At 40.7% G+C, this 14,671-nt stretch carries 9 protein-coding genes; 8 read left to right on the top strand and 1 reads right to left on the bottom strand.

What is annotated here, in order from left to right:
• The first annotated feature begins 130 nt into the window (after positions 1–130).
• The 7 genes from O0V13_RS06625 (at position 131) to O0V13_RS06595 (ending at position 12,085) form a co-directional block, all read left to right on the top strand.
• Positions 131–625, top strand: coding sequence for a septal ring lytic transglycosylase RlpA family protein (locus tag O0V13_RS06625; RefSeq protein WP_268034212.1), 495 nt, complete (start codon positions 131–133; stop codon positions 623–625).
• Positions 626–768: 143 nt separating this feature from the next.
• Positions 769–3,051: a glycosyl hydrolase family 95 catalytic domain-containing protein gene (locus tag O0V13_RS06620; protein WP_268034211.1), complete on the top strand. Its 2,283-nt coding sequence runs from the start codon at positions 769–771 to the stop codon at positions 3,049–3,051.
• Between the two features lie 43 nt (positions 3,052–3,094).
• The gene (locus tag O0V13_RS06615; RefSeq protein ID WP_268034210.1) at positions 3,095–4,030 is read left to right on the top strand and encodes an SGNH/GDSL hydrolase family protein; all 936 of its coding nucleotides are present in this window, start codon (positions 3,095–3,097) and stop codon (positions 4,028–4,030) included.
• 75 nt (positions 4,031–4,105) lie between these two features.
• Positions 4,106–4,582, top strand: coding sequence for an acyl-CoA thioesterase (locus O0V13_RS06610; protein ID WP_073572833.1), 477 nt, complete (start codon positions 4,106–4,108; stop codon positions 4,580–4,582).
• A 173-nt stretch (positions 4,583–4,755) separates the two neighbouring features.
• Positions 4,756–5,826: an efflux RND transporter periplasmic adaptor subunit gene (locus tag O0V13_RS06605; protein WP_268034209.1), complete on the top strand. Its 1,071-nt coding sequence runs from the start codon at positions 4,756–4,758 to the stop codon at positions 5,824–5,826.
• A gap of 3 nt (positions 5,827–5,829) precedes the next feature.
• Complete coding sequence (locus O0V13_RS06600) at positions 5,830–8,874, top strand: efflux RND transporter permease subunit (protein WP_268034208.1); 3,045 nt, start codon at positions 5,830–5,832, stop codon at positions 8,872–8,874.
• 1 nt (position 8,875) lies between these two features.
• The gene (locus O0V13_RS06595; RefSeq protein ID WP_268034207.1) at positions 8,876–12,085 is read left to right on the top strand and encodes an efflux RND transporter permease subunit; all 3,210 of its coding nucleotides are present in this window, start codon (positions 8,876–8,878) and stop codon (positions 12,083–12,085) included.
• Here O0V13_RS06595 and O0V13_RS06590 read toward each other — a convergent pair.
• A complete protein-coding gene (locus O0V13_RS06590; RefSeq protein ID WP_268034412.1) occupies positions 12,076–13,257 on the bottom strand; it encodes an exo-beta-N-acetylmuramidase NamZ family protein in 1,182 nt (393 codons plus the stop codon). The two genes, O0V13_RS06595 and O0V13_RS06590, sit on opposite strands and share 10 nt — an antisense overlap.
• Positions 13,258–13,471: 214 nt before the next feature.
• Between O0V13_RS06590 and O0V13_RS06585 the strand changes: the two genes are divergently transcribed.
• Positions 13,472–14,662 (top strand): hypothetical protein, encoded by a 1,191-nt coding sequence (locus O0V13_RS06585; protein WP_268034206.1) that lies wholly within the window; start codon positions 13,472–13,474, stop codon positions 14,660–14,662.
• Positions 14,663–14,671: the final 9 nt, after the last annotated feature.

Raw genomic sequence — 14,671 nt, 5'->3', positions numbered from 1 at the left:
TCGAGTTCCGGTGGATATCCTCATTATTCAACTAAGATACCTTGTCGAGCATCCTTCTACAAATGAATTCAAGCCTTCTGTCAGCAATTGGCATTTTTGTTGAGTAGAGCTGTCGAATGCTTTTATAGCTATGCGAGTAATATGTAGTGTTTTGTTGATTTGGGGCTTGTCCTTTGGGGTGATGGCGCAAGAGGTTGATTCTGTCCGGGTTCAGACGGGAGTAGCCAGTTTTTATGGAAAGCGTTTTCATCAGCGGAAAACAGCCAATGGAGAGATTTTTAATATGGACAGTCTGACTGCCGCCCATAAATATTTACCATTCAATACTTGGGTGAAAGTAACTCGCTTGGATACTCAAGATTCTGTATGGGTGAGGATCAATGACCGACTACCCAAGACTTCTAAACGAATCATTGACCTTTCCAGACAAGCAGCAACTACCTTGAATATGCGAGATGATGGGATCACCAAAGTCACCTTGAAAGTCGGTACAATCGACGAGATGAATGCTTTGTATTCACATTTTGAGGGAGATCCACCTGGGACATTAAGACTTCGCTGGTACGAGCAAGCAATCCGATTAATCTCTAAACCTATAGATTGGTGTTGGAATTTGGGGTGTTGAAGAATAAGCTAAAGACAGATATTTTTTTTGTCCATTTGCACTAATATTTGATAGGTGACATATTTCCATTTTGAAAAAGTGATACCTTCGGAAATCAAAAATTGAATCCTGTGATTCTCTTTTCCTGTCTTAAAACACCCTTTATGAAAACAATTTGGTTCCTTTTCCTCCTAGGATTTCTTTTCTCATGTAGTCAAAATAAGGAAGTGAAAGTGCTGCCTGATTTGTCTCCCTACAATCTGGAATTTGATTATCTCCCCACAACTTGGGATGAAGGACTTCCCTTAGGTAATGGTCAAACAGGGGCTCTTATCTGGCAAAAAGAAGACAAATTGAGGCTCTCTTTGGATCACGTGGACCTTTGGGATGAGCGAAAAATGGAAAACCTGCAAGGAGAACCCTACAAATATTCTTGGGTGAAAGAACAGTGGGAGAAAGATAACTATAAGGAAGTTCAGGGTCTATTTGACGCCCCTTATAATAATGCACCGGCACCTTCCAAAATCCCAGGTGGAGCTTTGGAATTTGCAACTTCAAGTTTTGGCGAGGTAAAAAAGAGTGGCGTTTCCATAGCAACGGGTACAGGTATGATAGAATGGGAGTCTGGAGTTACCATGCAGTCTTATGTTCATGCAGTAAATCCCGTAGGTTGGTTCAAGTTTGAAGGAATTAAAGAAGAAAATTTTTCTCCAGGATTGATGATTCCTGCCTATAATCTTCCAGGTGAATCTGAAGCTGATAATCCTGTGACCGGGCAAGACCTGAGAAGGCTGGGTTATCCGCAAGGTGTTGTAGAAGAGTTGGATAATGGAAAAGTGTATACTCAAAAAGGATATGGTGACTTTGAATATCAAATCACTGTTCGCTGGAGGAAAACAGAGTCTGGACTGGAGGGCGTTTGGGCGATCAGTACCAATTTGGAAGGAAAACAAAACTCAAAAGAGCTGACTCAAACAGCATTGGGAAAAGGATTTTTGGGTTCATTTCCAACACACTCAGAGTGGTGGAATCGCTTTTGGAGCAAGTCCAATATTTCAATTCCAGACACGATTTTGCAAAGACAATGGTATTTGGAGCAATATAAATTTGGCTCTGCAGCTAGAGAAAATACTCCGCCGATTTCACTTCAAGCAGTTTGGACGGCAGACAATGGAAAACTTCCACCGTGGAAAGGGGACTTTCACCATGACCTGAATACCCAATTAAGTTATTGGCCGAGCTATACAGCAAATCATCTGGATTTGTCGAAAGGCTTTTTGAATTGGCTTTGGAAGAATTATCCGACATTTAAGGAATACACCAAAACTTACTATGAATCTGATGGACTCAATGTTCCGGGAGTAAGTACTTTAACCGGCTCTCCTATGGGTGGTTGGATTCAGTATGCTTTTGGTCCAACGGTTTCGGGATGGCTTTCCCATCATTTCTATTTGCAGTGGAGATATAGCATGGATCGGGAGTTTTTGGAAAATGAAGCTTATCCTTGGTTTCAGGAAGTGGCTCTTTATTTCGATGGGATTTCTGAAAAAGGAGAGGATGGAAAAAGAAAACTTCCCATTTCTGCTTCTCCTGAAATTCACAATAATAGCCGCCAGGCTTGGTTTGGAGAGACAACCAATTTTGACTTGGCGAATATCCGTTTCGTATATACCAAAGCTGCTGAATTAGCAAGAGAGTTGGGAAATGAACAGGAGGCTGAAAAATGGGAAAGTATTTTGGCGGAATGGCCGGACTTTGCAGTAGGAGAAACAGGGTTGCTATTGGCACCAGAGCAACCTTTGGAAAATTCTCACAGGCACTTTTCCCACCTGATGGCGATTCATCCATTGAGTTTGATCAATTGGTCCGGTGGTGAAAAGGCGAAGGATATTATTCGTAAAACTGCTCAAAATTTAAAAACTACGGGTTCTTCTGCATGGGTTGGTTATTCCTTTAGCTGGCAAGGAAATGTTCAGGCAAGGATGCTGGATGGTGAAGGAGCTGCAGAGACATTGAGGATTTTTGCTACGAGTTTTTGCTTGCCGAATAGTTTTCATGTGAATGGAGACCAGTCCGGAAAAGGATACTCTAATTTTACCTATAGACCATTCACCTTGGAAGGAAATTTTGCTTTTGCCGCAGGCGTTCAGGAAATGCTCCTCCAAAGTCATGAAAATTTTATTCGCTTGTTTCCGGCGGTGCCATCTAGCTGGGAAAATGTTTCCTTCGATGGTTTCTTGGCACAAGGTGCTTTTCAGGTTTCCGCGACCAAGGTGAATGGATCACAAATCACGGCTAATATTTCTGCAGCCAAAGGAGGGAAATTGAGAATCCTCAATCCTATTGACGGTGTTTGTCAGGTAAATGGAGAAAGATTGGAAGTAGGGCAAGTTTGGGAAAATGAAATGAAGCCAGGTGAGTCAATCGTTCTTTCATTCGTAAAATAAGCGCAAGGACTTTATCTTTAGCAAAGACCATTGTTTATTGATTATGAAAGGTTTGTTGCTAGGGATTCTAATTTCAGTTTTTTGTATCCAGAATAGTCAGTCTCAGGAGAGGTTGCCTATTCCTTCGGATGCCCAACAGGTACTTTTTTTAGGTAATAGTATTACCTATGGTGGGAAGTATATTGCCTATGTGGAAACATGTTATAGGCTGAAGAATCCAGACTCCACCATCGAATGGATCAATTTGGGACTGCCAAGTGAGACGGTTTCAGGTCTGTCAGAGGAAGGACATGCTAATGGAGAATTCCCACGCCCTGATTTGCATGAAAGGTTGGCTAGAGTTTTTGCAATCCTTGATCCGGATGTAGTTTTTTTTAATTACGGGATGAATGATGGAATTTATATGCCTTTTGACATGGGTAGATTTCAATTGTATCAAGATGGAATCAATTGGCTCTATGGAGAAATCGAATCTAAAAATGCCATACCAGTGGCCTTGACGCCTCCAGTTTTTGATCCAATCAAAGGAATAGACTATTCTCAGGTTTTGGATGTTTATTCTGATTGGTTGATTAGTAAAAGAGGCAGTGATTCCTGGAAAGTCATTGACATTCACGGTCCCATGAGGGAGTATTTAGCAAAGGAGAGGAGAAAGCATGCAGATTTTTTTCTGGCAAAAGACGGGATTCATCCTGGGGATGAAGGGCATTGGTTGATGGCTCGAGAGATTTTAGAAGGCTTGGGTTGGGAAAAAGCTGCTCAGTCTAAATCTTTTGAGCATCTTACCAAATCTTTTCCGCAGGCTTCTGAGCTTTTGGAGCTTATCACTAAAAAGCAAATGATCCAGAGAGATGCCTTGCTGAGGGAAACCAAACATTTGAGGCCGGGTCTTGCAGAAGGATTGCCTATGGATGAGGCGGTAAAGAAAATTCAAGAATTGGAGGAGGAGATTATGAGTTTGCTTAATTCCGATATATGATTTTCTCAAAAATGGGATGGAATTAACCTTTTTCTCCCCAATCAAATCTGTATATTAAATTCCAAATTTGATCCCATGGAAAATCTACACAAAACCTCCTTTCAGTTTATCAGTGAACCTTCAGATGTGAATTTCGGAGGAAAAGTCCATGGGGGAGTGGTGATGAAGTGGATTGATCAGGCTGCCTATACTTGCGCCAGAACTTGGTCTGAAACCTACTGTGTTACGGTTTATGTAGGAGGAATTCGCTTTTATAAGCCCATCAATATCGGTGAGGTCATTAAGATAGATGCGGCGGTGATCTATACCGGAACCTCCAGTATCCATATCATGGTGGAGATTTATTCCAGAGATTTTTCGGATCATGAGTTTGAGAAAAAGACGCACTGCATCATCATTTTTGTCTCGGTAGATGAACATGGAAATCCAAAAAAGGTCAAGCCTTGGATTCCTCAGACAGATCAAGAGAAAAAACTGGAAGAATATGCCATGCGTCTAAAAACACTGCGTGAAACAATCCACAATGAGATGAGACCATTTTTCAATGAATAATCGGAATGCTTGAAAGAATAAAATTTTAAGTATACCGTTCTTTTAGTAATTGTATTATTCGAAGTTTTCAAAAGGCAGTCAAACCTTTTTTACCTTTTTTAACAAGCAAACTATTTCTCTGTCTTTGACCTTGGGATTATTCTTAGTTTATTAGGATACTAACGATTATTTCGATGAACAACTACCGTATTATTTGCCTCGTCATTTTTTCATGGGGTCTTTTTTCATGTGAGCCAGAAGCTGAAAAACAAGAGGAAATTCCTGCTGAATCCTTTAGAAATGAGGTTGCCGCCACAGAAGTCAAAGTGGCCAAAGCAGAAACGAAGAGTTTCGATTACCTTATCAACGCTACCGGGAAGCTCGAAGCTGCAGGCCAAGTAAAAGCCATCATTGAGCAACCAGGATATTTAATTGCTTTGCCTATCCGTGAAGGGCAGTTTGTAAACAAAGGGGAAATCATCGCCAAGTTAGATCCCACTAATTCTGAAATAGCCTTAGAGAAAGCTAAAATCGCTTTGAAAAACGCTGAAGCTGCTTTTGAAAATGACAAGCTTGGCTTTTTAAGGGATTTTGAATCAGGAGATACAGAGAGAATCCAATTTTTGGAAGAGCAGCTAAAAGCCAAAAATGGGGTTTATTTAGCCGAAATAGACTTGAAAGAAGCTCAATTGAACTTGGAGAGATGTGAAGTGAAAGCTCCGATTTCGGGAAAAATTGCTGACCTAAAATTCAAGGAAGGGAGTTTAATTTCTAGCAATGCTGAGCTTTGTGAGATCCTAAGCACATCCAGTTTGGAGTTGAAAGTAAATGTGCTGGAATCTGATATTTCCTTAATCTCCATAAATCAAAAGGTGGAGGTTTATCCGGTATCCGATATTCAAAATGCCTTGGAAGGCCGCGTTTTAGGAATCAATCCCAAAGTGGATGAAAATGGATTGGTTCAGGTTTCTATCCGACTTACTTCTTCCAAGGACTTACTTCCAGGTATGAATGCGAGAGCCATTATCAGAGCTCCTCAATCCAATTCTTTGGTAGTTCCAAAGGATGCTGTCGTTTATCGATCAGGTAGGGCAGTGGTCTTTACGATTGAAAATGAAGAGTCCAAATGGAACTACGTAGAAGTAGGAAAAGACAATGGACAAGAAATAGAAATTCTGGAAGGTATAGAACCGGGAAGTACGGTCATCACGACTAACAATCTCCAACTCGCACATCAGGCACCGGTACAAATCGTAACTGAATAAAGGATGGTTCGATTTTTACTAGCCCGGCCCATTGCAGTATTTATGACTTTTTTGGCCTTGATGGTGTTTTCTTTCATTGTCTTTCGGTCATTGCCTATTTCCTTGCTGCCACCCATCGACGTTCCACAGATCGTAGTGAAAGTATCCTATCCCAATGCCTCTCCTGAAGCGATTGAACAGAATGTTTTGCGAAATATCAGGGAAGGTCTGATCACTTTGAATGGATTGGAGGATATGGAGTCGAAAGCTGGCTCTGAAGTTGGGACTATCCGCCTCTCCTTCAACTATTCCACCCAAATGGAGCTGGCCTATATTGATGTCAATGAGAAAATTGACCGAATAGCCAATAACCTGCCGGAAGGGATTGCGAGGCCAGAAGTAATTCGAATCAATACCTCGGATATCCCAGTGGCAAGGGTCCAAGTGGTCCCCAAAGAAGGGGTTGATGAAATAGAAGTAAGCCTTTTGTCTGAAAATGTTCTGAAGAAAAGAATCGAGCAACTTCCGGGGGTTTCATTGGTGGATATCAATGGGAAAAAAGATCGAATCATCATCGTTGAGCCAAAGGAGGAGGAAATCCGAGCTTTGGGGATGACTCAGGAAAACTTGATTTCCGCGATTCAATCTGGAAATACAGATCTACCGGGAGTTTCTGTAAAAGATGGGCAATTTCGGTATTATTTGAGATTAGCTACTCGAGTGGATACGCCAAACGATATAGAAAGTCTTCCCGTTTCAGCGCCTTCAGGAGCCATTGTTCCATTAGGGAAGTTGGCACAAGTCAGCTACCAAACACAGGAAATGCTTGGGTATCATTTGTTTGGTTCCAAAGAGGCATTGGTAATTACTGTTCACAAGCAGGCTTCTGCGAAAATGAATGAGTTGATCCCGGAGTTGAAAGATGCTTTGGAGCTTTTCAAAACAGATTATCCTCAGGTGGATTTTGAGCTTACTCAAGATCAGTCAAATCTTCTAAATGCCGCAATTTCCAATCTGCAAACATCTCTTTTGTTTGGAGGGATTTTCGCATTTGGGGTGCTATTCCTTTTTATGAAAGATTACAGACTTCCTCTGATTATTGGAGTTAGTTTACCTTCTTCACTATTGATCAGTTTTCTGGTTTTCTACTTTTTCGGTATCTCAATCAATATTATTTCACTTTCCGGTCTTGCTCTCGGGATAGGGATGTTGATTGATAATGCGATTATCGTTTTGGATAATATCACCCGAAAAAGGGAATTGGGATTAGATCTTTTTGAAGCCTGCGTTCAAGGAGTTGATGAAGTGATGAGCGCGTTGATTTCATCGGTTTTGACCACGCTTTCGGTTTTTGTTCCACTTGTTTTCTTAAGTGGAATCTCTGGAGCTTTATTCTTTGATCAGGCGATAGCAGTCACAGCTATTTTATCAGTTTCCCTGGCTGTGGCATTTGTCCTCTTGCCGATGTTGTATTTCCTCTTTTTTAGCAAAAGCAAAAAGGTGGATGATAGCGAAGAAGGGAAGTTCTTCTCTGCAGTATTGGGGCTTTATGAAAAAGGCTACGATTTAGTCTTTGGCAATAGAAAAGTCGCACTGCTTTTCTTTTTGCTATTAATCCCGGTTGGATTAGTTATTTCTTTGCTTCTGCCATCTGAGGGTCTTCCTGAAATTGATAAGTTGGATACTACTCTGGAAGTGAACTGGAATGAGCCTATTTCTGCTATGGAGAATAGAGATCGAGTGGTCGCTTTGATGAGACATATGGAGGGAGGTTATGAGCAGGCAGAATCTGATATTGGAGTAAAGCAGTTCTTATTATTTGATGGAGAAAATTCTATTCAGCAAGCCTTGCTGTATTTCTTGTTTTCATCGCAGGATCAAAAGAATGAGCAAGTATTAAAGCTTGAGGACTTTATAGAGAAAAATTACCCTGGTGCCGAGTTTATTATTGGGGATGCTCCCAATGCCTTTGATCAATTATTCAATTCCTCTTTGCCTTACTATGAGGTGAGATGGAAAGACTTGGCAGCAAAAGAGCCTGTTCCGGAAGATAAAATGGGACCTTGGTTGAGCCAATTTCCGACTTCAGATTGGGAAAGAGGACCGGGACTTGAAAAAGAATCCTCCGTAGTTTTTACACTAAAAGCTGAAAAACTAGCAACCTATCGAATTACTGTAGATCAGATCCAATCCCAGTTGCAAAAACTATTTGGAAGCTTTTTGATTACCGATATCAGAAGGTTTGGAGAAGTGACTCCTGTGAAATTGAAAGAGCCACAAACCAGATTTGAAGACTTATTGAGAAATACTCAAATCGCGGCCTCAGATTCGGCTTACTATACTTTGTCAGAGTTTGTGGATTTTCATTACGATGATCATTACAAAAATGTCACGGCAGACAAAACCGGGATTTATCAATCTGTCTTTGTGACTTCGGAAAATCCTGACGCTTATAAATCAGATTTCATTAAATGGGGGACAGACAAGAATTTGGGAGTCTCCATGGTGGGGCAATATTTCAAGGATCAGGAAAATATCAAGCAGCTGATTGGGATTCTTTTGATTTCAGTCCTGCTTCTTTATTTCATCTTGGCTGCACAATTTGAAAGCTTTATTCAGCCCCTGATTGTTGTTTTGACTCTTCCACTGGGAATAGGAGGAGCATTTTTGGTAATTCTATTGGCAGGTTCCTCATTGAATGTGATGTCTGCCATTGGTTTGGTTGTGATGTTGGGTATTATGGTCAATGATGCGATTTTGAAAATCGATACCATCAATAGATTAAGAAAAGATTTGGTAGCAGATCCGGGCACTTCAGCTGAGGAAGCTTTGGAATTGGCTCTGCATCGAGCAGGTCAGATTCGTCTGAAACCAATTTTGATGACTTCAATTACTACTATTCTTGCATTGATCCCAATTATTTTCAGTGCAGGTTTGGGAGCAGACTTGCAAAGACCATTGGTTTATTCAGTGATAGGTGGCTTGACGATTGGCACGTTGACAGCTTTGTATTTTGTGCCTTTGGCTTATTGGTTTTTTGTATCCAAAAAGAAACTGAAGGAGGCTTGATATGACCCCATTCCGAGTTTTAGTTGCATTTGTGGTGATGGCGATCATGGGGATCGCAGTCATTCCTTTGCTTTCGGTGGATTTGAATCCTAGGGATAGGGAACCCGTATTGACGATTTCTTATTCCGTCAATCAATCTTCTCCTGAAATAGTTGAAAAACTGGCTACCTCCCCACTGGAAGGTGCTTTTTCTCAGCTTTCAGAATTAAAGAAAATTGAATCTTCTTCCAATTACAATGGAGGAAGTATTACCCTTCGGTTTGATAAGAAGGCGGATATGGAGATGAAGAAATTTGAGGTTTCTTCTTTGATCAGGCAAGTGCATCCTCAGTTGGATTCCAAAGTCAGTTTTCCTTTAGTCTATCAATCTGCACAGCAAAGAGACGATCGAAAAACCCCGATTCTGACCTACTCCATGAATGGCCCTTTTGCGGCTTTTGAAATCAAAAAAATAGCAGAGGATTTTATCAAACCATCCATTACCCGCTATGAAGAAGTCGAGGAAGTGAGTGTCAATGGAGCAACTGATTTACAGCTTTTCATCACTTTTGATATTCAGAAACTCCAAGCTTATGGTTTGACAAAGGGTCAGTTGTCAAACCGAATTTCCCAAGCTTTCGGAAGAAGCTTTCCCGGCTCTGTGATGAACAATAAGGGTGAGACTCTCTTCGTTCAGGTTGACCGCTCCTTGGAAGACATGAGTCAGGTGGAAAACCTGAGAGTTTCCGAGATCAACGGGCATGATGTTTTGCTTAAGGATGTTGCCAAATTGACCTTGGAGGAGGCAGAAGCGAATTCCTATTTCCGAATTAATGGAAATAACTCAGTCACTATTTCTGTCTTTAATCGCGAAGGGGTGAACAAGGTATTGCTTGCTAAGGATATTCGGCAAGCAGTAGAAAATGCAAAAGCTCTGCTTCCGGCAGGGTTTGAAATCACATTGGAAAATGATGATACCGAGTTCCTGGAGAAGGAATTGGACAAAATTTATAAGCGCTCTGGTCTTTCCATTCTGATTCTGATTGTATTTATTTTTCTGATCAATAGGAACTTGAAATACCTGAGTATTCTATTCCTAGGAATTGTCATCAATCTAAGCTTATGCGCTATTGTTCTCTACTTTTTGAAAGTTGACATCCACCTGTATTCTCTGGCTGGGCTGACGATTAGTTTTGGATTGATTGTGGATAATGCGATCATTATGATTGATCACTTGCATAAGCATAAAAACAGGAAGGTTTTCTTGGCATTATTAGCGGCATCTCTGACTACAATTGCAGCTTTGATGATTGTCTTTTTCCTTCCAGAAGAGGATAGGAAGAATTTGACCGAGTTTTCCATTGTGGTTTCTGTCATGTTGGGAATCAGTTTGATAATTGCTTTAATATTTACCCCGGCTTTTTATCAGGTTCTATTCAAAGAATCTGTTCAAAAAGGCAGAAAACTAACGATTCCACAACTTAAGAAGCGAGTAAAAAATCTACATCGTTATGAAAAAGGGATTGCGTGGACTGCTAGGTATAGGAAAGTTTTTATTACTTTCTTGATTTTACTTTTTGGACTGCCCATATTCTATTTGCCTGCCAATTGGGAAGATCATGAGTGGTATAACAAGACCGTCGGAAATACTTTTTATCAAGAGGAAATTAGACCTTATGTAGATAAAGCCCTAGGTGGATCCTTCCGAATGTTCGTGAGGGGAGTCTATGAGAAAAGCACCTATCGGGAGGCTTCCAAGACTCGATTATATGTCTATTGTCGACTTCCATTTGGGAATACTTTGGACCAGATGGACTTTATCATGCGTGAGTTTGAATCCTATTTGAAGGAAGTGGATGGGATTGAGCAATTTGAAACCATTGTTCAATCCGGTCAGCAAGGGATGATTTCAATCACTTTCAAAGAGGAATATGAAAAGTCTGCCTTACCCTATCAACTGAAAGGAAAATTGTCCGTCAAGTCTACGGATTGGAGCGGAGCCCAATGGAACATTTATGGAGTTGGGCAGGGCTTTTATACAGGATCGGGTGGAGAGGGAATTCCTTCCTATCGAGTGACGATGAAGGGCTATAATTTTGATGAGTTGGAAAGACAAGCCAATGTCTTGGCAGAAAAACTACTGAAGCATAAGCGTATTCAAGAAGTGAATACCAATGAGCGTTTGGGGTGGGGAGATCCTAAGACGGAGGAGTTTGTGCTTCGATTGGATCAAAACCAGATTGCTTTGGGTAAAACCAACCAGTATGAGATCATCAATACGATGCTTGACTTGAGCAAGCCTCAAGGTCCTTCTGGTTCCTTGGTTTTGGAAGATCAAAACTATGGTATGGTAATCAGAGAGACGAATTCCAATGATTTTAGCAGGTTTGATTTAGAGAAAAATGGCTTGATCTCTGGAACAGATAGAATTTACAAGATTTCAGATTTTGGGACCTTAACAAAGGAAACGACTACTAGTGCCTTGAGAAAAGAAGATCGGCAATACATTCGGTCTGTGGCATTTGAATATATGGGGTCAGGAAAGTTTGGGAAAGAATACTTGGATGAGGTCTTGGAAGAAATGAAAAGGGAAATGCCAATCGGTTATACCGCCGAAGCCCAATCTTATTTTTTCAGTTTTGAAAAGGCAAAAAGACAATATTCCCTAATCGGTCTGTTGATAGTGGGAATATTTATGATTTGTGCTATTCTTTTCGAGAACCTCAAACAACCTGTCTATATCATCGCGATTATTCCGATCAGTTTTATTGGACTGTTTTTAATCTTCTCTCTATTTGATTTCTACTTTGATCAAGGTGGTTATGCTTCCTTTGTGATGCTCGGAGGATTGGCGGTGAATGCCGGGATTTTTATCATCAATGATTTGAATAACCGATTCACAGGCGTTTACAATCGGAATGTGTTGAAGTCTGTGGCCGGAAAAGCCATTCCAATTATGCTGACGATTCTTTCCACCTGTTTTGGCTTGATTCCTTTTATCATGGAAGGACAGAATGAGATTTTCTGGTTCTCGCTGGCCATCGGAACCATAGGCGGATTGGTATTCAGCTTGGTGGGTGTGTTTTGGGCTTTGCCAGTTTTCCTTTGGAAAAAAGAGCCAGTTTTACAGCTTGAAACTGCTGAAGTTCCAGTGAAACCAAAAGTGAAGAAAAAAAGAAGACTCTTCTTCTGGAGAAAGAAGAAGAGTCAAAAAGGTGAGGATCAAGGATAGAGCAAATACTTTTTCCTCATCTCTTTGTATTTACTCAAGCCTGGTTCCCAGCTGGCCCGGATTTCTTCTTCCGAAACCCCTGAGATAATCTGTTGTCTGAATTCTCCAGTTCCAATCAGTTTTTCAATAGTGCCCATTTGATTACTCAAACTGGAATCAAAAAACTTTTCCTTGTGCGGATGGGCTTTGTAAAGCTCAATAATCCATTTGAAATTGATTTGACCGCTTTTTCTCAATTCATCTGTGTCATAATCTCTCAAATCCAATCCATAGCAAACCTGATCCATAAAAAGTGGGGTTTCGGCCATTCCTTTGATTCCCGTAGGAGTGTAGGAGAAATCATAAATCCCTTTCAATTCCGGACTTCCCAATACAGTAAATGGAAAATAGGTTCCTCGGCCGTGATTCAAATAGACACCTTCAAACATGCAGAGAGATGGATATAAGAGAACTGCCTGTTGGGTATTGAGGTTTGGTGATGGAGGAACTGGCAAAGTATACTCTATATCATGGTTGTAGTTGGCAACTGGAATGATTCGAAGTTTACATTTTACTCCATCTGTTAACCAACCTTCGCCATTGGCCATTTGAGCAAATTCTCCGACAGTCAAGCCATGGGACATGGGGATAGGAAACATTCCGATTCCAGATTTATACTTCATATCTAGAATCGGGCCGTCAATCAAATACGCATTTGGGTTGGGGCGGTCGAGAATCATCAGCTCTTTGCCATTGGCCGCGCAAGCCTCCATCAATCTTGAAAGTGCATTGATATTGGTATAGAATCTTACCCCCACATCCTGCAAATCATAAATCATGATGTCTACGTCTGCCATGTCTTCTGCAGATGGCTTATTCTTTTTGCCATACAATGAGATGATTGGAATTCCTGTTTCCTGATCTATTTCATCACTGACTTTTGCTCCAGCGCTGGCATTTCCTCTGAATCCATGTTCAGGTCCGAATACCTTGACAACCTGGACTCCTAAACTTTGAAGGCTATCTACCAGATGGGTTTTCCCAATGATTGCGGTTTGATTGGCCATAATTGCCACTCGTTTTCCTTTTAAGAGAGGAAGGTAAAGGTCCGTCTGTTCTGCTCCTGTTTTGATGGGTTGGTTTTGAGCTTTTACAATTAAAGAGAAAAAGAAAAGAGCAAAGGCAAAAGCCAAAATCTTAGAGATTGGTAGAAGTACAAGGTTTCTACGACTTGGTTTTTTTAAAGAATTCAAGAGTTCCTAGTTTAAATTTGACACTTAAAATAGTGACAATGGCTTAGTTATTTGAAACTATTTATTTTATGCTTTCGAAAATTAATTCTGATGGTCTGTCCTATATTCTTTAGATAATTCGACTTATTCCTAAAGTCCATTTTAAATTTTGTTTATGAGGTTTAGATTTGCCACTATCATAGGAGTTTTAGCATTACTTATTTTTTCCTGTTCTAGTTCTTCCGAAAATGAATCCGGCTCTGAAGGAAAGCTTCTTCAGGAATTCCATTTTGAGGTAGTTGACTCAATCAAAGTGGATGCTTTGGAGGTGTTAGTTGCATTGGATTACAATTCTGAGAACGATACTTATTTATTGAAACAACAGCGGGAAGGAATCATTTACTTAATCGATTCCAAAGGGAAGATTTTGGATACTCGGGATTTGGGAGGTGAAGGTCCCAATCAAGCAGGAACCTTCATGGAAGGTCAATTTGCAGGTTCTGAAGGATATGTGTTTAAAGAGTTATCTCCTACAATGGATTTCCATGAATATGATTTAGACTTTCAAAAAGTAAAAGTACATCCAGGAGCAGCTGTGGGATTGAATGCTTTGGTCATCAATTATTACAGACAAACATTTGATTTCTTGACCATGAATGGTTCCCCCTATTTGATAGGAGAAGAAATTAATGGATATGAAGCAGGAGAAATCAATGGAGAAAAGATTGGAGCAGAGTTTTACGATAAGGCTACTTCAGGATTTCTTTTGAACTTGAGTAATGACTCGCTGCAAAGAATCAATCTATTTGCAGAAGACTGGAAGCCGAGACTTGAGAAAAATTGGATTGGGAATAGTTTACCGAGTATAACCTATGATTCTAAATCCCAAACAGCATTTGTGCTTCCCTCCAAAGGGAGTCAACTGAGTGTATTTAGCGTAAACTCAGGTGGATTAGAGTTGAAAGAAAGCATAGAGCTTGTACATCCAGATCGTGAGGGAGCAATAGCCAATGCAAATCAGGACGGTTTGACTTATCCGGGCTTTGATGATGTTCGAAATTTAGGAGAATATCAGGTGGTGTCTTTCAATACATCGATGCCAGAGGATGTTTTGAGCGGAATCAAAGCCAAGGCAGGAGAGGAGTACTACAGAGATCCAGAATACAGGCAAGCTTTGGAAACCTACAGGAAAGAACGGTATATCCTGATAAAAGAGGGAAAACAAGTAGGTATTGTCAATGGAGGACCTGAAGAGGGTAGAATCAATTTGGGACTTCCTGACGGGACAGTTCTGGTCAAGGCGGCAGACGGAGAAGTAGAAAGGGATTACAATTTGTTTTATAGAATGAGGGTGGTGGAGAAGTGAATTTGGTAG

Origin of the sequence: Algoriphagus sp. PAP.12 (assembly GCF_026652115.1) — a bacterium.
Taxonomy (GTDB): Bacteria; Bacteroidota; Bacteroidia; order Cytophagales; family Cyclobacteriaceae; genus Algoriphagus.
Note: the sequence above shows the minus strand (reverse complement) of the source record. Positions and strands in the feature narration are given on the sequence as shown.

Excerpts from the sequence above, each read along its gene's own strand:
- O0V13_RS06625 (WP_268034212.1), top strand. The coding sequence starts at position 131 with ATGCGAGTAATATGTAGTGTTTTGTTGATTTGGGGCTTGTCCTTTGGG.
- O0V13_RS06610 (WP_073572833.1), top strand. The coding sequence starts at position 4,106 with ATGGAAAATCTACACAAAACCTCCTTTCAGTTTATCAGTGAACCTTCA.
- O0V13_RS06620 (WP_268034211.1), top strand. The coding sequence starts at position 769 with ATGAAAACAATTTGGTTCCTTTTCCTCCTAGGATTTCTTTTCTCATGT.
- O0V13_RS06595 (WP_268034207.1), top strand. The coding sequence starts at position 8,876 with ATGACCCCATTCCGAGTTTTAGTTGCATTTGTGGTGATGGCGATCATG.
- O0V13_RS06585 (WP_268034206.1), top strand. The coding sequence starts at position 13,472 with ATGAGGTTTAGATTTGCCACTATCATAGGAGTTTTAGCATTACTTATT.
- O0V13_RS06600 (WP_268034208.1), top strand. The coding sequence starts at position 5,830 with ATGGTTCGATTTTTACTAGCCCGGCCCATTGCAGTATTTATGACTTTT.
- O0V13_RS06605 (WP_268034209.1), top strand. The coding sequence starts at position 4,756 with ATGAACAACTACCGTATTATTTGCCTCGTCATTTTTTCATGGGGTCTT.
- O0V13_RS06615 (WP_268034210.1), top strand. The coding sequence starts at position 3,095 with ATGAAAGGTTTGTTGCTAGGGATTCTAATTTCAGTTTTTTGTATCCAG.